This is a genomic window from Streptomyces sp. NBC_01471, assembly GCF_041438865.1.
In the GTDB taxonomy this organism is placed as follows: Bacteria; Actinomycetota; Actinomycetes; order Streptomycetales; family Streptomycetaceae; genus Streptomyces.
In genome coordinates, this window is record NZ_CP109450.1 from 2,255,405 (window position 1) to 2,274,521 (window position 19,117).

A 19,117-nucleotide genomic window follows, 5' to 3' on the forward strand; every position below is an offset into this window, starting at 1 on the left:
CTCACTCAGGACCCGGCAGGCGGGAACCATCCGGTGGGGACCGGGTCGCGGTGCGAAAGTCCTGCGCCGGCCCGGTCGGCGGCCGAGTCCATGATGCCAAATCCGACTTTCGGTAAAATCACCGCGCACCGGATCGGCCCTGGTGCCAGGTTTCCCTGTCGTTTGGTGACCAGCGGTCCACACCCGGCGGTGATCAGAACCGTACGTGACACGATCGGCCTCCCAACGGAGTGATCTACGGTTCTGTTGTCCGAGAAAGGTTCCATGCCTCAGCAAACACCCACGCAGAAAGTGGGAGTGGCGATCCACGCCTCGGATGCGCTCACGCGCGCCGGCCTGGCCAGCCTCATACAACAGGATCGGCGCTTCTCCGAGACGCCGACCGACCAGGCCGACGTGACCGTGGTCGCTGTGGACACCGCGGACGCTTCCATCCTCAGCCTGCTGCTCACGCTCTCGGAATCCTCCAGCACGCGGTTCGTGCTGCTGGTCGGACGGCAGTGGCAGGCCGACATCTTCGCCGCGGTCGACCGCGGGGTCCGCGCCGTGCTGTGGCGCGACAGCTTCACCCCGGCGGCCTTCTCCCAGGCACTGCTGGCCGTCGCCGGCGGCGGCGGCAGCTACCCCCCCAACCTCCAGGGCACCCTCATGCGGCAGGTGCGGTGGACCCACCGCGAGGTCCTCACCCCGCGCGGCCTGACCGCCTCAGGAGTCAGCCCCCGCGAGGTGGAGGTCCTGCGCCTCATCGCGGAGGGCCTGGAGCTGTCGGAGGTCGCCGAGAAGCTCGCCTACTCCGAGCGGACCGTCAAGTACGTGCTCTACGGCCTGATGAAACGCCTGAACCTGCGCAACCGCGCGCACGCGGTCTCCTACGCCCTACGCACCGGCCTGATCTGAGCACGGCGACGCCGAAGCGCCGTGCCAGGGTCGGGGTCGGGGTCGGGGTCGGCACCAGGGCATCGGGCCGACTCTCGTACCGCGCGGTGTGCGCACCCCCCGAGCCACAGCCCTTTCGTGTTGTCGCCGATTGTCACCGGTCGCTCGACGGGGCTTCGCCCGACGCGGCGGACGGTTTGGGGGCCAACATCTTCCGGGCCGGGGGAGTTCTGGCGGAGCGTGAGGCCGGGGGTGGGGTCGGGGTTGGGGGTGAGGTGTGCAAGGGGGCCGGGGCGAGGGGAGGTTGCGGCCGGGTCGGGGCGGGGGATGCGGCGCCGTTGTGCAAGGGCAGGGCGATCACCAGCGCGGCGCTGTGGCGAGCGCGGCGCCGCCGGCTGTACGGAGGAGTCGGCGCCGCCCGGCACGCCGACGCACGGCGGAGTACTGACCTGGCGGAACCGGGAGATAGCTGATCTCAGGGGACCGCAGCAGAGAGACCAGGAGGTCGTCGGCCCTCCCCCGCTCGTCGTCCTCGTCGTCAAACCGCGTGGTCAACGCCCCTCCTCAGGTGTGCGACGCGGTGGGCGAAGACGATGAGGTTGGAGTCGTATCCGCCTGCGGTTCTGTTGCCACCGCAGGTGACGAGGCGGAGCTGGGTATCGGGCACGTCGCCGTAGAGGCGGTCCACGGTGAAGTGGGCGGAAGAGCCGTTCTCGGCCCAGCCGGACGGCTTGCGCCGCCGTGCCCCGGTCGCCAGCTGTCGCAGCCGGGCCAGGCCGTCCGTGCCCATAACCCCAGCAACCCTGAACCACCCCAAACCTGACAGCGGTGCCTTGACGAAGGACATAGAGGCACCCCCCAGGGCATTCGGATCGTTCGCAGAGTTGACGCGGCGGGGCCGGCCACTTCGGCGGCGCATGGTCCCGGCCACGTGGCGGCGCCCGGCGAGAACGACCCCGGCGGAGACCCGCCCGGCGCTCATGCCTCCGCCCTCACAGTCCGTTCTGGTCGAGGAGCTTCATCAGGTTGCGCTTGCGCTTCTGCTCGGCGCGCAGGGCGGTCACGTAGTCGGCGAACTCCTGTGCCGTCCCCAGTTTCTGGTGGCACTCCCGGGCACCGAGCAGCAGGCGGGCGATCTGCTGGTAGTTGGCGTCGCCGGTGATCTTCTTGAGGGGATCGATCAGGCGCAGGTACACCGGCAGCGCGTCAGCGGGTCGGTCTTTGCGTACCAGGTCGGCGAGAGTCAGCCACTGGTGTGGGGTGGCCTGGCCTTCAGTGGCTGTCTGCCAGGCGGTCGCCAGGTCACCGTCGTCGATCAGGGCGTCGATCAGCACGGGGCCGCCGTACCAGGAGGGGCGGGAACGGTCGGCGTCCTCGCGGAGCAGTCCCAGGGCCACCGGGCCCTCGCGTTCCCAGCTGCCCTCGGCCCGCGCGCACTCGCGCAGCAACCGGTACGTGGCGAGCGAGCGGCGGGCGCGGAAGCCGTTCCGACGCACCTCGGCCGCTCGGGCCGGCTGACCCGCCACGGCGTAGCGCTCGCAGAGGAAGTCCTCCAGGTCGCTGCCGCCGCGATGCGGCTCGGCCAGTTCTCGCAGTCCGCGTTCCGCCCACTCCAGCGCCTCGTCGGGGCGGCCCGCCGCTTCGAGCTCATGGGCGATCGTCAGGTGGGTCTCGCCCGTGGGGGAAAGGTCCGCCGCGTAGACGGCGATCAGCTCGTCCACGGTGCCGGCCGCCTTCACCAGCCGCTCCATCAGGTACTTCTCGGCCCAGCCGGACGGCTTGCGCCGCCAAGCCTCGGTCGCCAGCTGTCGCAGCCGGGCCAGGCCGTCCGTGCCGAGAACCTCGCGGTAGTCGAAAGGGTCGGGACCGAAGACGTCGCAGTCGCCGCCCAGCAGGTGGCGGGCCAGCCATTCGGCCGTCTCCAGCGGGTCGGGGCACGCCGCCCGGCACGCTTCCAAGTGGGCTTCGGCGAGCTCCTCGGCGACGGAACCCACACTTCCGGAGGAGTCGTCGATGTCCTCGTACGCTCGGCAGAGCGCTGCCATCGCCTCCCGGGCCAGGGTGACGGCCAGCGCGGCCCGACCGTCGGCGGTCAGGGTGCGCAGTGCGGCGACGGCTTCGGACGCCTGTCGGCCGTAGGCGTGTGCGTCGGCGTACTCGACGCATCCGTAACGGGCGAAGGGCACCGGATCGAGGAGGGCGAGAACTCGCTCCCGCACGGTCGGATCGTCGCGTCGCGCGCTCGCCGCACGCAGTTCCAGTCGACGGCGCAACTCGTGGTCCCGCTCGACCTGTTCGCGCACCAGCGCCAGCAGCTCCTCGCGGGGCAAGGACACCAGCCACCGCTCCAGGCCCTCGGTGCGGGAAGAGGCAGCCGAGCGTTGGTGCGGCACGTCCTGTGCGCGCGAGAGGATCGCCAGTCCGACGGCGACGCAGTGCTTGCAGAGATTCCCCGCCGAGCCGCCGTGGTTCTGGCCGACGCAGGACTGCACGGGCACAAGTACGTCATCGACGCCACGCTCGGCGCCACCGCCCTTGCGGCCCCAGGCACCGTCACCGTTCTCACTGTCGCTCCCGAGGACCTCACCGCGCTGTGCGGCAAGCGCATCACTGCCAGCAAAGTGTGTGTGAGCATCCGGGTCCGTGGTGGCTACCACGTCAGCCGCTGGACCGCACCGATGACCGACGTATCGCCGTTGAAGGGGGATTCCCGGCCGTTCCCGGGCTGCGGACACCGCCCCGGGGGCACTTCCGGAACAAGGCTCTGACCAGCATAAATACTAGTCAGAGCCTTGTTGCGTACCACCTGCTCACGAGGTGCCCCACCGGGTACCGCTTCCGGCCACTCACTGGCCCGGCGGCACGAACTCCGGCTGGTCGAGGATGCGTTGCCAGCTTCCGTCCGGTTGCCGGCGGACGACCTGCGCGCGGGCGCCCGTCCCGTCCTTCGGCGGGGTCGAGGTGAGCGCGATGTCGCCGTTGACCAGGGTCGGCAGCGGCTGCTCCGGCTCGAAGCGGGGGCGGTTGGCGAGAACCTTCTCCCACAGTGCGCGGATCGCCTCGCGGCCCACCGTCCGCTCGCCCGGCGGGTAGGCCAGCACCGCGTTCTCCTCGTAGAGCTCGGCGACTCCGGCCGCGTCGCCGGCATTGGACCGTTCGACGAACAGGCGGGTGATGTCCTCTGGACGCATGGCCTTCTCGTACTCCGGCATGGCTCGCTTCCTCCTGCGGATAGGTTCTGCTTCTTCTGCCGCGGCTCACGCTTCCGTGCCTCCCAGCCTGGTTCTCTCCGTACGAGAAGTCCAACAGCTGGTTCTGCTGGTCACTAGAATTACTGTTCATGGACCTGAGGCAGCTCGCCTACTTCGTCGCAGTGGCCGAGGAGCGGAACTTCACCCGGGCCGCGGAGCGCGTGCACATCAGTCAGTCCGGCGTCAGCGCGCAGATCCGGCAGCTGGAGCGTGAACTCGGCGCGGAGCTGTTCGACCGGTCGGCGCGAACCATCACCCTGACCGCCGAGGGAAGGGCCGCGCTCGGCCACGCGCGGGCGGCGCTCGCCGCCGCCGGGGCGGTCGGCCGGTCGGTGAGTGACGTAACAGGGCTGGTGCGCGGCCGGCTCGCCGTGGGGATGGTCATCGGGTGCACCGTCACTCCGCTCTTCGATGCTCTCGCCGCGTTCCACCGGGCGCATCCCGGGGTGGAGATCTCGCTGGAGGAGGGCAATTCGGGGCGGCTCGCCGAAGGTGTGCGGGCCGGCGCCGTCGACCTCGCTCTGATCGGAACAGCCGCCGCCCCTGACGGTCTTGAGACGCTGACCCTCATCAGTGAGCGGCTCGTCGCGGCGGTCCCGGCCGGGCACGCCCTGGCGAAGCGGCGGCGGGTCACCCTGCGCGACCTGGACCGGCAGCCCGTGGCGTGCATGCCGGTCGGTACCGGCCTGCGGACGGTGTTCGACCGGGCCTGCGCGGAGCAGCAGGTCGAGCCGGTCATCGCGCTGCAGGCCAGCGCCGCGGACGCCATCGCCGGCCTGGCCGCCCGCGGCCTCGGCGTCGCCGTCCTCAGTGAGTCGATGGCCGAGCGGTACCGCGACCGGCTCGTCCCGCTCCCGCTGGCGGATGTGACCGCGCCCGCCCTGCTCGCGCTGGCCTGGAAGGAGACGCCGAGCCCCGCGGTGCGTGAGCTGCTCGTCCACAGCAGACACGCGTTCTTCGGGTCGCAGGCCCAGCCCTGACCGTCTCCCCCAGGCCGCTGTTCGCCGTCGGCTCCCGGCTATCCGCGCGGCGTACCGCCCTGTCCCGCCGAAGTCGCCCCGCGCCCCGGGCCCGCCGGGTGGGCGCCCTCTCCGTCCGGGACGACCGGCTCGCTCAGGCCCAGGCCCGCGCCTCCGGAGACCCCGGCCAGCTCGGAGCCCAGCGACTCCGACGGCAGCACCCGGTGCTTACGGCCCACCCTGCCGGTCAGCAGCGAGGAGAGCGCGGCCACCAGGCAGGCCGCCACCGCGAACCAGAAGGCGATGACGAGGCCCTGGTGGAAGGGGCCGGAGATCAGATGCGGGAAGAACTCCTTGCTGGTGAGGTGCTTTCCGCCGTCCGGCAGCTTGGCCAGATGGCCCCCGAGGAGCTGCTGGAGGGGGTTGTAGCCGAGGAATGCCGCGAAGAGCACGGCGATCGGGGGGAGTTGGGACACCTGCGTGGCCTCGGCGCCGGGGACGCCCTGCGCCACCAGACCGTCGTGCATCACGCTCGGCAGGGTGTGCGAGAGGCCCGCGATCATCAGGCTGAAGAAGATGCCGATCGACAGGACCATCGCGGAGTTCTGGAACGTCGCGGTCATCCCGGATCCGGCGCCGCGCGACTCCGCGGGGACGGCGTTCATGATCTCGGCCCGGTTCGGTGAGGCGAAGAGACCGGATCCGATGCCGTTGACCAGCAGCAGCAGCGCGAAGATCCAGTAGTGGAAGTCGGTGGGCAGCGTCATCAGCACCAGGAAGCTCACCGCGGTGAGCAGCGCGCCGCCGACCGTGAACGGCCGCGACCCCAGCCGGTCCGAGAGCCACCCGGAGAGCGGGGCCGACAGCAGGAAGCCGACGGTCAGCGGGATCATGTAAATGCCCGCCCAGAGCGGGGTCTTCTCGAAGCTGTAGCCGTGCAGGGGCAGCCAGATGCCCTGGAGCCAGATGATCAGCATGAACTGGAGGCCGCCGCGTCCCAGAGCGGTCAGCAGGCTGGCGATGTTGCCCGCGGTGAAGGCCCGCAGCCGGAAGAGCGAGAGCCGGAAGAGCGGCTCGGCCACCTTCAGCTCGATCCAGACGAACGCCCCCAGCACGGCCACCCCGCCGATCAGCGCGGTCAGCACCCACGGGTTGAGCCACCCCATGGTGCTGCCGCCGTAGGGCTGGATGCCGTACGTGATGCCGACCAGCACCGAGATCAGCCCGACGGCGAAGGTGACATTGCCCCACCAGTCCATGCGCGCCTTGGCCCGTACCCCCGTGTCGTGCAGCTTCACATAGGCCCAGATGGTGCCGAAGACACCGAACGGCACCGATACCAGGAAGATCATCTTCCAGTTCACCGGGGCCAGCACACCGCCCAGGATCAGCCCGAGGAACGAACCGGCGATGGCCGCGATGGAGTTGATGCCCAGCGCCGTACCGCGCTGATTGGCCGGGAACGCGTCGGTCAGGATCGCCGTGGAGTTGGCGAAGAGCAGCGCACCACCGACCCCCTGCGCGATGCGCCAGCCGATGAGCCAGAGCGCACCCGCGCTGCCGTCCATCCAGGTGACCGAGAGCATGACCGAGCAGAGCGTGAAGGCGGCGAAGCCGAGGTTGTACATCCGGACCCGGCCGAACATGTCGCCGAGCCTGCCGAAGGTGACCACCAGTACCGCGGTGACCACCATGAAGCCCATGAGCATCCAGAGCAGATAGCTGGTGTTCGCGGAGTCCAGCGGGTCAAGATGAATGCCGCGGAAGATGTCCGGGAGCGCGATCAGCACGATCGACTGGTTGATCATCACCATCAGCACGCCGAGCGTGGTGTTCGACAGCGCGATCCACTTGTAGTGCTCCCCCGGTCCGGCCGGGGGCGACGACTCTGCGGGTATTCGACCGGTCATGCCCACGATGCACGTTCCCCTCTGCACGCGCCCCTGCCCGCCGACACCGGGGGACACGGGTCGTTAGTTGACGCAAGCAATCTAACTCTTGTACGGGGCATCCACATTTCGTGGCGATGGGAAGATCGGCTCGCGGGCCGGGCGGTACGCCCCGTTCGCCCCTCGCACCACAGGGGCCACGGACAGCGGCGCGCGGGCGCGAAGCCTGGAGCGTCCGGCAAAGCAGCACGTCAGGTGGTACGCGACCCGGCGCTCCCCGGATTCGGCGGGGGCGCGGACGCAGGGCGCACGATTCAGTCAGAATCAGACACACATCTTATTTGTGACTCAGATCACAGCATACGTATGGGCGTTGGCGGCGGCGTTGGCGGCGGCGTTGCCGGCGTCGGCAGCGGTCCTCCGGGTGCCGGTGCCGGGCCCTCGGGTGCCGGTGTCGGTGCCGGTGTCGGTGTCGGTGTCGGTCCTGAGGTTGGCGTAGCGGGCGGCCATGGTGACGCCGGCCTGGGTGCCGGTGGCCGTGGCGCCGACCGGAACAGGGCCGGCCGGGGTGCGGGCGGTCGTGGTTCCGGCCGGGGTGCGGGCGGCCGGGGCGGCGGCCGGGGCGGCGGTCTCCGGCGTACAGGCTGCCGCTTCCGCCGCCACCAGCCTCTGCAGCGGCGCCGCCGCGAGTGCCCCGCCGACCAGCATGGGCAGGATCACGAAGCAGCCCATGATCACGTTGCCGAACCAGACCATCGTGTCGACCGGCAGGGAGTACACGGCGACCACCCGGACCACGCACTCGGCGAGCAGGGCGGCCCCCCAGATCAAGGAGAACAGCGACTCCAGGCGGCGGAAGGGCCGGGATCCCGCCGAAAGCCGTTCCCAGGCCGCGGCCCTCGCCCGGCTGCTCTTGACGATCCAGGGCTTCAGCCCGGCGGACATCAGCGGCCTACCGAGCAGTACGGAGATCAGCACCCCGATACCGACCGTGCTGCTCACCGCACTGTCCTTGACGAGCATCAGCCGGGGGTCACCGGAGAGCGTGGAGAGCGCCAGGCCCACGACGTTGACGAAGAGGATCAGGGCGGCCAGACCGTTGACCCGGCGCTCCCTGACGATGCCCCACACCGTCCGCACGGCGGGCAGTGCGCTGCTCCAGGCGAGAGCGGCGACCGTGCTCATGCCGTCGTGCTTGAGGAGGTAGTAGGCGCCCATCGGGACGACGACGTCCACGACCAGCGGGCTCCTGCTCTTCTTCGGGTTCTCCGTCGCGTTGTCCATGCCTACAGCTTCGCGAGAAGGACGGGGTCCCCGGCAGAGGCAGCTGTCCTGTACCCGGCAGGACATTTGTCAGTGCCCGGAGCAGGACACCGTACGTCCAACTGGCCCCCGTACAGGCCTGGACGGGCCCGGAGACCCTCGTCCGGTTCACGCCGACGCGCGCTTCTTTCCCCGCGTCGCCGAGGACCCGGCGCCCGCCGCCGTCTTCTTGGACGTACCGCTCCTGGACGACGTCCCGCCCGTGGAACTCTTCTTCGCCGAGGCACTCTTCGCCGTGGACCCCTTGGCCGCGGAGGTCCCACCGCCGCCGGAGGCCGTCTTGCGCGGGGCGGTCTTCCTGGCGGCGCTCTTCTTCGGGGCCGCCCGGCCGGACGCGGCTTTCTTCGGGGCCGACTCGGCCGACCCCGCCTTGGCGTGCGTGCCGCCGCCCCCGCTCTTCGCGTCCGCCTTGCGTTTCCCCTCCGGCCGCAGCTCCCGGACCTCGGCGTCCTCCCCGCCCCCGGCCTCTTCCGCGTCCCCGGTCTCGTCGCCGCGCGTGGACTTCGCCGCCCGCACGCTCTTCTCCAGCGCCGACATCAGGTCGATGACCTTGCCCGCACCGGCGTCCGCCGCGGGCTGGGCGGGCGTCTCCTCGCCGGACGTCTTCGCGGCGATCAACTCCTCGACCGCCTCCCGGTAGTCGTCGTGCAGCGACTCCATCTCGACCTCGCCCAGGGTGTCCATCAGGGTGTCGGCCAGGTCGAGTTCGGCGTCGCGCACCGTGACGGGGGTCTCCGGGGCGGCCCCTTCGTACGACCTGATCTCGTCCGGCCAGAGCAGGCCGTGCATCGCGATGGCATCGCCGACGACCCGCAGCATCCCCAGCCGTTCCCGGCCGCGCAGCGCGAACTTGGCGATGGCGACCCGGCGGCTGCGCTTGAGCGCCTCGCGCAGCAGGGTGTACGGCTTCGCGGCCGTGGGCCCTCCGGCGACGAGGTAGTAGGCCGAACCCATCTGCAACGGGTCGATCGAGTCGAGCGGCACGAACGCCACGATGTCGATCGTCTTCGCGGTCGGCAGCGGCAGTGCGGCCAGGTCTTCATCGGTGATCGGGATCATGGCGCCGTCGTCGGCCTCGTACGCCTTGCCGATCTCGTCGGCGGTCAGCTCCTCGCCGTCCAGCTCGCAGACCTTCCGGTAGCGGATGCGGCCGCCGTCGGCCGTGTGGATCTGCCGGAAGGAGATCGAGTGGTTCTCGGTGGCGTTCACCAGCTTGATCGGAATGCTGACCAGGCCGAAGGAGATGGCCCCGTTCCATATGGATCGCACGATGGCTCCCGTCCGTCAGTACCGCACCGCTCTGTTCCGGTCAGCCCTGTTCTGCTCTGTTCTGCTCAGCCCAGCCCTGTACGTGCTGTCTGCAGCACGGGCCGTTCACGCCGGTAGCCCTTGCTGGCAGCTCTTGCTGCTATTTATCGCTTTCTTCGCATTCTTCGCATTTCGTGGGACTCTCATCGTATGTCGCCGATCACCGAGGTGGAGGGGCGGCGGGTGCCGCTCACCCACCTCGACAAGGTCCTCTATCCGGCCACGGGCACCACGAAGGGCGAGGTCCTGCACTACTGCGCCAGCACGGCGGGGGCCCTGCTGGCCCATCTGCACGGCCGCCCGGTCTCCTTCCTGCGGTACCCGGACGGCCCCGGGGGCCAGCTGTTCTTCACCAAGAACGTGCCGCCCGGCACCCCCTCCTGGGTGCATACGGCGGAGGTGCCGCGCTCCAGGAGCCGGGACGCCCGGCAGGTGCTGGTGCAGGACCTGTCGAGCCTGATGTGGGCGGCCAATCTGGTGGTCGAGTTCCACACCCCGCAGTGGCAGGCGGACGCACCGGCCCGCGCCGACCGTCTGGTCCTCGATCTGGACCCCGGGGCCCCGGCCACGGCGGTCGAGTGCTGCACGGTGGCGCTGTGGCTCCGCGAGCGGCTGGCGGCCGACGGGCTGACCGCGTACGCGAAGACCTCGGGCTCCAAGGGGCTCCACCTGCTGGCGCCACTGGAGCCGACGCCTTCGGACGAGGTGTCGGCCTACGCCAAGGGGCTCGCGGTCGAGGCCGAGGCCGCCCTCCCCGACCTGGCCCTGCACCGGATGAAGCGGGCGCTGCGGCCGGGCAAGGTCTTCGTGGACCACAGCCAGAACGCGGCGGCGAAGACCACGGCCGCGCCCTACACGCTGCGCGCACGGGACGAGCCGACCGTCTCCACGCCGGTGACCTGGGAGGAGATCGAGGACTGCACGGCCGCCGCCGACCTGGTCTTCAGGATCGACGACATCGGCCCCCGGCTCCAGCGGTACGGCGATCTGCTCGGCCCGCTGATCAACCTCAACCGGGCCAGGCCGCTGCCCCGCGCCTGACCCGGCTGCCGACCGCTCGTACCGGGCCGCGACCGCCCGCACCTGGTCATCCCCGGCCGTACCTGGTCCCGCCCGGTCGCACCTGGTCACCCCCGGTCGTACCGGGTCACGCCCGTAGCCAGGTCCTCCGGTCGCGGGCGGTCGCGTACAGGGACTCGATGTCGGCAGGTTTCAGCACACCGCCGAGTCCGGCCAGCGCGCCCACCTCGCCGTCCCGCAGCACTCGTACGCCCACCTGCCCGTCGCCCCGCAGCAGCCACGCCTCATCAGGCCGCTCACCGGGGCCACCCGGTCCCCCGCGCCCCCCGGTGTCGGGCGTCGCCGACTCCACCCGTGCCGCCCCGACGATCCCGAGCACCGGACGTACCGCCGCGGCCAGGGCGAGCGACGCCCGCTCCGCCTCGTGGCGGGCCCGGCGCAGCTGCGGTTCCGGCTGTCCGCGCCCGGCCGTGACCAGCGGATCCGCGATCCGGACCGTCCGCTTCCTGGCGTACAGGGTCCGTACGGACAGCACCCCGGCCGGACCGATCAGGAGATGGCCGATGTGCCCGCCGCCGGTCAGCGGCACCGAGTGCAGCACCCGCCACCCCGCCCCCTCCAGCGTGTCCAGCTCGGCCCCCAGCGCCTCCTGCGCGGTGAGGGCGGCGAGCGCGGCACGCCGGGGAGCCGGCCGGAAGCGGGAGACGGCGATCCCCGCCAGGGCGGTGTGCAGCGCCTCGCCGGGCCGGTTGGGTGCGAGGTCGTCGTCGGGATGCAGGCTGAGCAGCGCGAGCTCCGCCGGGGTGGGGACCGGCGGCGGGCCGACCACGGGCTCGCCGGTCAGATACGGCGCGAGGGCGTCGAGCACCTCAGCCCTGTACTCGTCCAGGACGAGGCCGACCTGCCCCGACTCCCGGTCGTACCAGGCAGCGGCCGGGCCCCCCGGCAGCGTGACGTACAGACGCGTCCGACCCCGGTACCGCCCCGGTGTCACCCTGAGTTCCGGCATACCGCATCACCCCACCCCGCTCCATGGGAACAGCCCGGGCACCGCAGGGGCAAGAAGACGGTTACGGTGTACCGCGATTACTGACCAGGAGGGGACTCAACATGATCATTTTTGGCAGCAGAGGCTATATCTACCAGCTGGCCATCCTGACGCTCGTGTGCGGGCGGTGCGGGAATCCGTCCGCGCACACGCTCCGTAAGCGCGTCACGAAGTTCACGCTGTTCTTCGTGCCGCTCTTCCCGTTCTCCACCAAGTTCACGACGCAGTGCACGTTCTGCGGTGTCGAGAACCGGGCGACGAAGGAGCAGGCGGAGCAGCTTCTCGCGCAGAGCGCCGGCCAGCCGCAGGGCCCGCAGCAGGGGTACGGGCAGCCCGCGCCGCAGCAGCAGGGGATGGGGCAGAACCCCTACCAGCAGTGAGCCGCACCGCCGGCCGGCGCACCCGGCCCGCGCGGCCTGACGCCGTGTCACAGCGGCCCTGACGCGGTGTCACAGCGGCCCTGACGTGATGTGCCCCAGGGCCGCCCCGCGACGGCGCGACGACCACCCTCACCCGCGCCCGGCACCGGCTCCGTTTCGGCGCACAGTGACATTAACGGACATAGCGTCACCGTCTTGCTACGTTGCGAGGCATGACCGCAACGACGGCGGACGCTCCCCCGCCCGAACTACGTCTGCCGAAGCGTCGGGGCGTCGAGCTGGTGCTGCTGGTCGGCGCCGTACTGATCTCCGTCTACGGCTACATCGACGTCGGGCTCGCCAAGAACGACGCCGTACCGGCCGACACCCTGAACTACGGTGCGGGTCTTGGCCTGCTGGCGCTCCTCGCCCATCTCGCCGTCCGGTTCCGGGCCCCGTACGCGGACCCGCTCCTCCTGCCGATCGCCATACTCCTCAACGGCATCGGGCTCGTACTGATCTACCGACTGGACCTGGAGACCCCGGGTGACAGCGCGGCCCCCACCCAGCTGATCTGGTCCACGCTCGCGGTGGCGCTCTTCATCTGCTGCGTGCTCTTCCTGCGCGACCACCGGATCCTCCAGCAGTACACCTATCTCTCGGTCGCCGCCGCCCTGGTCCTGATGATCACCCCGATCTTCTTCCCCGCGGTGAACGGCGCGAAGATCTGGATCAGGGTCGGCGGTTTCTCCATCCAGCCCGGCGAGTTCGCCAAGATCCTGCTCGCGGTCTTCTTCGCCTCGTACCTCTCGGCCAACCGCAACGCGCTCTCGTACACCGGCCGCAGGATCTGGCGGCTCCAACTGCCCACCATGCGTGTACTGGCACCGGTGCTGGCGATCTGGCTGATCAGCGTGGGCGTCCTCGTCCTGGAGCGCGACCTCGGGACTTCGCTGCTCTTCTTCGGCCTGTTCGTGATCATGCTGTACGTGGCGACGGGCCGTCTCAGCTGGATCGCCATCGGCATGGTGATGGCCGCGTTCGGCGCGTTCGTCGTGGGCAGCCTCGAACCGCACATCCGCGGCCGCGTCGAGAACTGGCTGCACCCCTTCGCCTCCATCGACGCGGGTCAGGGCGCCAACCAGCTCGCCCAGTCGCTCTTCTCCTTCGCGGCGGGCGGCGTCCTGGGCACCGGGCTCGGGCTCGGCCACTCGATCCTCATCGGCTTCGCCGTGAAGTCCGACTTCATCCTCGCGACGGCGGGCGAGGAGCTGGGCCTCGCCGGGCTCGCCGCCGTGTTCCTCCTGTACGCCCTGGTGGTGGCCCGCGGCTACCGGGCCGGGCTCGCGCTCCGCGACTCCTTCGGGCGGCTGCTGGCGATCGGCCTCTCCTCGATCCTGGCGATCCAGGTGTTCGTGATCGCGGGCGGGGTGATGGGGCTGATCCCGCTGACCGGTATGGCGATGCCCTTCCTCGCCCAGGGCGGCTCCTCGCTGGTCACCAACTGGGTGATCGTGGCGCTGCTCATCCGGATCAGCGACTCCGCGCGCAGACCGGACCCCGGCTTCGCGGAGACCGGAATCATCGCGCCGATCGTGGAGGACGAGTCGTGATCCGCTACATCCGGCGGGCCGCCGCCTGCTGTCTGCTGCTCCTGGTCGCGCTGCTGGCCAACGCCGCCCGGGTCCAGGTCTTCCAGGCGGACTCCCTGGACAAGAATCCGGCCAACCGCCGTCTGACCATTGCCCGTTACCACGAACCGCGCGGCAACATCCTGGTCGGCGGGCGCAGCGTCACCGGGTCGAAGGACACGGATCAGCAGCTGCGGTACGAACGCACGTACCGCAGCGGTCCGCTGTACGCGCCGGTCACCGGATACGCCTCGCAGACCTACGGCACCACCCTGATCGAGAACGCCGAGGACGGCATCCTCTCCGGCACCGACTCGATGCTCGCCCCCTTCCCGCTCTGGAACGAACTGACCCGCGCCCAGCAGCCGGGCGGCAACGTGGCCACCACCATCAAGGCGTCGACGCAGGAGGCCGCGTACAACGGGCTGGGCCGCAGGCGCGGCGCGGTCGCCGCGATCGAGCCCTCGACCGGGAAGATCCTCGCGCTGGTGAGCAGCCCTTCGTACGACCCGGGGGTGCTCTCCGGCACCGGCCCTTCCGTCACCGACGCCTGGTCGCGGCTGAACGCCTCGGCGAGCCAGCCGATGCTCAACCGGGCCATCCGGCAGACCTATCCGCCCGGTTCGACCTTCAAGATCGTGACGGCGGCGGCCGCCCTCGACTCGGGTGCGGTCACCGACATGAACGCGGACACCGACACCCCCGATCCGTACACCCTGCCCGACACCACGACGGTCCTGCCGAACGAGGCGAGCGGCTGCGAGAACGCCTCCCTCGAATACGCCATCGAGGTCTCCTGCAACACCGTGATGGCCAACCTCGGTGTCAAGGTCGGGCTGAGCGGGATGGACGAGGCGGTCGGGAAGTTCGGCTTCAACGACAGCGGTCTGAAGATCCCCTCCGGGGTGGCCAGGAGCAACTTCGACACCGACATGAGCAAGGACCAGCTGGCCCTCTCGTCGATCGGGCAGTTCAACACCTCGGCGACACCGCTTCAGATGGCGATGGTCTCCGCCGCCGTCGCGAACGGCGGCGAGCTGATGTACCCGCATCTGATCGACGAGACCCGGGCCAAGGGAGGCAGGGTCGTCCGCCGCAACGACCCGAAGTCCTACCGCCGGGCGATGGACGCCTCCACGGCGGTCCAGCTCCAGCAGATGATGGTCGACGTCGTGACGCAGGGCACCGGGTCCAACGCGGCGATCCCGGGCGCGACGGTGGGCGGCAAGACCGGCACCGCCCAGAACGGGGTCAACAACGCCGGTACGCCGTACGCCTGGTTCATCTCCTGGGCGAAGGCCGACTGCGCGAGCCAGCCGGCGGTCGCGGTGGCCGTGGTCGTCGAGGACGCGTCCGCCCACCGCGCGGACATCACCGGCGGCGGCTTCGCGGCCCCGATCGCACGGGCGGTCATGCGAGCGGCTCTGGAACACTGACGCCCGGGAACCGGCGGCTGGGACCGGGAGGTTGAAGGCGGTGGCCATGACGGTGACGGTGGCGGAAGCGCTCGGACGGATCGCACGGCTGGACCCCGCGCTGAGCGCCTTCACCGAGGTCTGGCCGGACGCGGCACAGCAGGGCGGGACGCCGCCGGACCGCACCGCGGACGGCGGGCCACCACTCCCCGGGGTGCCGCTCTCCGGGTCGACCGGGCCCCCGTTCTCCGAGATGCCCCTGTCCGGGGTGCCGTTCGCGGTGAAGGGCCCGGCCGGGATCCGCGGGTACGCGGCCCGGCGGCTGCGGGCCGCGGGCGCCGTCCCGGTCGGCTCGACTGCGGTGCCGGGGCCCGGGACGCACTGGCAGACCTGGGGCCTCGGTGCCCACGGCCCCACCCGCAACCCGTGGCGCCCGGACCGTACCCCGGGCGGTTCGTCGGCCGGATCGGCGGTGGCGGTGGCCACCGGCATGGTCCCGCTGGCCACCGGGAGCGACGGCGCGGGCTCGGTACGGATACCGGCCGCGTGGTGCGGCGTGCTGGGTCTGCGGACGACGGCGGGGCTGCTGCCGTCACCCGACCGGACCGGACTGGCGTCGGCCGGAGTCCTGGCGGCGGACGCCGCCGGGGCGCAGGCGTATCTGCGCTCGGTGACGGGCCGCTACGAACCGTCCCTGCCGGAGTTCCCGGTGCCCGCCGTCTGGTCGTCCGACCTGGGCTTCGCCGAGGTGGACGACGAGGTGGAACGGGTCGCGAGGCGGGCGGTGGAGCGGATGGCGGCAGCCGGTCTCGTACGCCTCGACGCCACCTCGTACGCCCTGCTCGACCCGTGCGACGCCTGGCTGGCGGTGCGCGGCGGGCAGCCGGACCTGGCCACCGCGGTCCGTGCGGAGAACGACCACCGCCTGGCCTCGCTCTTCGCCCGCACGCCGTTGCTGCTCACGCCGGTGACGCCGAACCGGCCGCATGGTCACGAAGGGCCGGGCGAACGGTACTCGACCTCGCTGACCTGGGCCTTCAACCTCAGCGGTCATCCGGCGGCGAGCATCCCCGCGGGATTCGACCCTGACGGGTGCCCGGTGGGGCTGCAGATCGTGGCGGCGCACGGGCAGGACGCCTCACTGGTGGAGCTGGCGCGGGCCGCCGAGTTGATCATGAAAAGGCGTGCTTGGTCCGCTTCGCCCCGGTAAGGGATCAATGCTATGAAGCGAGAGTGACCGCACACCGCCGGAGCCCCGTGCCGCACCCGTCCCGCTGGGGGCTGCGCCGGAGTGTCGCCATGCAGGTGTTCGGCATGCAGGTCGTTCTGATCGTCCTGCTGGTGGCCGCCGCAGCGGTGGTGCTGGTGCTGCAGTCCAGGTCCGACAGCGTGCACGCGGCGCGGAGCCGGTCGCTGGCCGCCGCCGAGGCGTTCGCGTACGGCCCCGGGCTGCCGCGAGCGCTGCGCTCACGCGACCCGACGGCCGTCCTGGAGCCGCTGGCGCAGGCCGCGCGCAAGGGGGCCGGAGTCGACTTCATCGCCGTGATGAACACCCGGGGGATCCGCTACACGGACGCCAGGCCCTCGCTGATCGGCAAGCGGGCCACGGGTGATCTGAGCAGGGCCGTCGCGGGCCACTCCTTCACCGAGATCTTCAACGGGGAACCGTCCGACGCCGTGCGCGCCGTCGTCCCCGTGACCGACGGCCACGGCCAGGTGATCGGCCTGGTCTCGGCCGGAATCGAAATCAGCAATGTGTCGGACCTGGTCAGCAGGAGACTCCCGCTCCTGCTCGGCACCGCAGCGGCCGCGCTCGCCGTGGCCACCGCCGGGGCGGCACTGGTCAGCCGCCGGCTCAGCCGCCAGACACATGGGCTGGGCCCTGCCGAGATGACCCGGATGTACGAGCACAACGACGCCGTTCTGCACGCGGTGCGCGAGGGGGTGCTCATCGTCGGCAGCGACGAGCAGGTCATGCTGGCGAACGACGAGGCACGACGGCTGCTCTCGCTGCCGCCGGATGCCGAACTCGGCCGGGTCTCGGACCTCGGACTCGCTCCGTCCACGGAGCAGCTGCTGACCCGGGGCGAGGCCGTGACCGACGCCGTGCACCTCACCGGGGACCGGCTGCTGGCGGTCAACCTGCGGCTCACCCGGGCCCGGGCCGGACTCGGCACCAGAGTGGTGACCCTGCGGGACACCACCGAGCTGCGCGCCCTGACCGGCCGCGCGGAAGTGGCCCGGGAGCGGCTGCAGTTGCTGTACGACGCGAGCGGGCGGGTGGGCACCTCGCTGGACGCCGTACGGACCGCCGAGGAGCTGGCGGAAGTGGCCGTGCCGCGGTTCGCCGACTTCGTCACGGTGGACCTGACCGAGCCCGTGATGTCCGGCGGGGAGCCGGGCGGCTCCTTCACCTCGATGCGGCGGGCCGCCGTGCGGGGTGTCCGGGACAGCGCGGCACTGGACCCGGCGGGCACCCGGATCGAGGTCGAGCCCGGGACCCCGCTGGCGCAGTACCTGGCGGCCGGTGAGGCCACCCTGGAGACGGATCTCCCCGGGGCGTACGACTGGCGGGCCCAGGACCCGCTTGGCGGCCTGCGCGCCGTCGACGAGGGGTTCGGCTCGCTGATCCGGATGCCGCTCACGGCGCGCGGGGTCGTACTGGGTCTGGTGAGCTTCTGGCGCGCCCTGGAGCGTGACCCGTACGAGGAGGAGGATCTCTCCTTCGCCGAGGAGCTGGCCCTGCGGGCCGCGCTGAGCGTCGACAACGCCCGCCGGTTCACCCGCGAGCACACCACGGCGGTCACCCTCCAGCAGAGCCTGCTCCCCCACGACCTGCCGGAGAACCGGGCCCTGGACGTGGCCCACCGCTACGTCCCCGCCCGGGCCGGGGTGGGCGGCGACTGGTTCGACGTCATCCCGCTGCCCGGTGCCCGGGTCGCGCTGGTCATCGGCGACGTCGTCGGGCACGGCCTGCACGCGGCGGTGACCATGGGCCGGCTCCGTACCGCTGTCCACAACTTCTCCTCCCTCGACCTGTCCCCTGACGAGATCCTCGGCCATCTCAACGACCTGGTCCTCACCATGGACGAGGGGAACAGCTCGCTGGGCGACGGCACCAGTGTCACGGGCGCCACCTGCATGTACGCGGTCTACGAGTCCGCGTCGGGCCGCTGCACGGTGGCCAGCGCCGGCCACCTGGGCCCCGCGCTCGTGGACCCGGACGGGGCGGTGCTGTTCCCCGACGTACCCGCCGGGCCGCCGCTGGGCACCGCCAATCTGCCCTTCGAGACCGCGGTGCTCGATCTCGCCGCGGGCACCAGCCTGGTGCTGTACACCGACGGCCTGGTGGAGGAGCGCGGCCGGGACATCGACGCGGGGCTCGATCTGCTGCGCACCACGCTGGAGGAACAGGCCCGGCTGGACACGGAGCCGCAGGAGATGTGCCGGAGCGTGTTCGACGCCCTGTCACCGTCGCACCGGGAGGACGACGCCGCCCTCCTCGTGGCCAGGACCCGGCTGCTCGACCCGTCGTCCGTCGCGGACTGGGAGATGGACGCCGACCCGGCGGCCGTCGCCACGGTACGGTCCCAGGCCGCCCGCAGGCTCGGCGAATGGGGCCTGGACGAGATCGCGTTCAACACCGAACTCATCCTGAGCGAACTGCTCACCAACGCGGTCCGCTACGGCACCGCCCCGATCCGGGTGCGGCTGCTCCACAGTGCGACCCTGACCTGCGAGGTCGCGGACAGCAGCAGTACCTCACCGCATCTGAAACGGGCTGCGGCGATGGACGAGGGCGGGCGCGGGCTCTATCTGGTCGCGCAGTTCGCCGAGCGGTGGGGCACCAGGTATCCGCCGCGCGGAAAGATCATCTGGGCCGAGCAGCTCCTCACCGGGCCGCAGCCGCAGCCCCAGCAGTGGTCCGTGGATCTGGACGACCTGGACGATCTGGAGGAACTGGGAGGGGCGGAGGGGCCGGGAGGTCCCGATCCGTGACGCCTCCCCCGCTCACGGTCCGTCAACAGGCCGCGGGCT

Annotated in this window: 16 protein-coding genes and 1 pseudogene; 9 read left to right on the plus strand and 8 right to left on the minus strand. The window is 71.2% G+C overall.

The genetic code is table 11. From position 1 onward, the window contains the following. Positions 1-264 precede the first annotated feature (264 nt). Positions 265-897, plus strand: coding sequence for a response regulator transcription factor (locus OG285_RS09600; RefSeq protein ID WP_356827145.1), 633 nt, complete (start codon positions 265-267; stop codon positions 895-897). Positions 898-1,233: 336 nt separating this feature from the next. Here the strand turns inward: OG285_RS09600 and OG285_RS09605 are convergent, their stop codons facing one another. From OG285_RS09605 to OG285_RS09615, 3 genes are all read right to left on the minus strand, one after another. After that, complete coding sequence (locus OG285_RS09605; RefSeq protein ID WP_371790740.1) at positions 1,234-1,431, minus strand: hypothetical protein; 198 nt, start codon at positions 1,429-1,431, stop codon at positions 1,234-1,236. After that, complete coding sequence (locus tag OG285_RS09610; protein ID WP_371790741.1) at positions 1,415-1,666, minus strand: hypothetical protein; 252 nt, start codon at positions 1,664-1,666, stop codon at positions 1,415-1,417. Before OG285_RS09610 ends, OG285_RS09605 begins: the two co-directional genes overlap by 17 nt. 202 nt (positions 1,667-1,868) lie before the next feature. Next, positions 1,869-3,269, minus strand: a complete 1,401-nt coding sequence (locus OG285_RS09615) for a hypothetical protein (RefSeq protein WP_371790742.1) — start codon at positions 3,267-3,269, stop codon at positions 1,869-1,871. 54 nt (positions 3,270-3,323) lie between these two features. Here OG285_RS09615 and OG285_RS09620 point away from each other — a divergent pair. Further along, positions 3,324-3,500 (plus strand): annotated as a pseudogene (locus tag OG285_RS09620) (DNA-binding protein); the annotation flags it as partial. A 222-nt stretch (positions 3,501-3,722) separates the two neighbouring features. Here the strand turns inward: OG285_RS09620 and OG285_RS09625 are convergent. Next, on the minus strand, positions 3,723-4,088 hold the full coding sequence (locus OG285_RS09625) for a nuclear transport factor 2 family protein (RefSeq protein WP_356827148.1): 366 nt from the start codon (positions 4,086-4,088) through the stop codon (positions 3,723-3,725). A gap of 128 nt (positions 4,089-4,216) precedes the next feature. Here OG285_RS09625 and OG285_RS09630 point away from each other — a divergent pair, with 128 nt between their 5' ends. Beyond that, on the plus strand, positions 4,217-5,107 hold the full coding sequence (locus OG285_RS09630; protein ID WP_371790743.1) for a LysR family transcriptional regulator: 891 nt from the start codon (positions 4,217-4,219) through the stop codon (positions 5,105-5,107). 38 nt (positions 5,108-5,145) lie between these two features. On the opposite strand, the gene OG285_RS09635 is transcribed toward OG285_RS09630, so the two are convergent. The 3 genes from OG285_RS09635 to OG285_RS09645 all read right to left on the minus strand — a co-directional run bounded on the left by OG285_RS09635 (position 5,146) and on the right by OG285_RS09645 (position 9,567). Further along, positions 5,146-6,996, minus strand: a complete 1,851-nt coding sequence (locus OG285_RS09635; protein ID WP_356827150.1) for an MFS transporter — start codon at positions 6,994-6,996, stop codon at positions 5,146-5,148. A gap of 327 nt (positions 6,997-7,323) precedes the next feature. Further along, positions 7,324-8,259, minus strand: coding sequence for a VC0807 family protein (locus OG285_RS09640; protein ID WP_371790744.1), 936 nt, complete (start codon positions 8,257-8,259; stop codon positions 7,324-7,326). 147 nt (positions 8,260-8,406) lie between these two features. After that, positions 8,407-9,567 (minus strand): Ku protein, encoded by a 1,161-nt coding sequence (locus tag OG285_RS09645; protein ID WP_371790745.1) that lies wholly within the window; start codon positions 9,565-9,567, stop codon positions 8,407-8,409. 189 nt (positions 9,568-9,756) lie between these two features. Here OG285_RS09645 and ligD point away from each other — a divergent pair, with 189 nt between their 5' ends. After that, a complete protein-coding gene (ligD, locus tag OG285_RS09650; protein WP_356827153.1) occupies positions 9,757-10,647 on the plus strand; it encodes a non-homologous end-joining DNA ligase in 891 nt (296 codons plus the stop codon). Between the two features lie 106 nt (positions 10,648-10,753). On the opposite strand, the gene OG285_RS09655 is transcribed toward ligD, so the two are convergent. Then, positions 10,754-11,635 carry an NERD domain-containing protein gene (locus OG285_RS09655; protein ID WP_356827154.1) on the minus strand — a complete coding sequence of 294 codons (882 nt, stop codon included), beginning with the start codon at positions 11,633-11,635 and terminating at the stop codon, positions 10,754-10,756. A gap of 101 nt (positions 11,636-11,736) precedes the next feature. Between OG285_RS09655 and OG285_RS09660 the strand changes: the two genes are divergently transcribed. The 5 genes from OG285_RS09660 to OG285_RS09680 all read left to right on the plus strand — a co-directional run bounded on the left by OG285_RS09660 (position 11,737) and on the right by OG285_RS09680 (position 19,078). Further along, complete coding sequence (locus OG285_RS09660) at positions 11,737-12,054, plus strand: zinc-ribbon domain-containing protein (protein WP_356827155.1); 318 nt, start codon at positions 11,737-11,739, stop codon at positions 12,052-12,054. A 212-nt stretch (positions 12,055-12,266) separates the two neighbouring features. After that, positions 12,267-13,646, plus strand: a complete 1,380-nt coding sequence (locus OG285_RS09665; protein WP_356827156.1) for an FtsW/RodA/SpoVE family cell cycle protein — start codon at positions 12,267-12,269, stop codon at positions 13,644-13,646. Further along, positions 13,643-15,100 (plus strand): penicillin-binding transpeptidase domain-containing protein, encoded by a 1,458-nt coding sequence (locus OG285_RS09670; protein WP_371790746.1) that lies wholly within the window; start codon positions 13,643-13,645, stop codon positions 15,098-15,100. The genes OG285_RS09665 and OG285_RS09670 overlap by 4 nt, the downstream gene beginning before the upstream one ends. Positions 15,101-15,146: 46 nt before the next feature. Then, the gene (locus OG285_RS09675; protein ID WP_371790747.1) at positions 15,147-16,289 is read left to right on the plus strand and encodes an amidase family protein; all 1,143 of its coding nucleotides are present in this window, start codon (positions 15,147-15,149) and stop codon (positions 16,287-16,289) included. Between the two features lie 23 nt (positions 16,290-16,312). Next, positions 16,313-19,078, plus strand: coding sequence for a SpoIIE family protein phosphatase (locus OG285_RS09680; protein ID WP_371790748.1), 2,766 nt, complete (start codon positions 16,313-16,315; stop codon positions 19,076-19,078). Positions 19,079-19,117 lie beyond the last annotated feature (39 nt).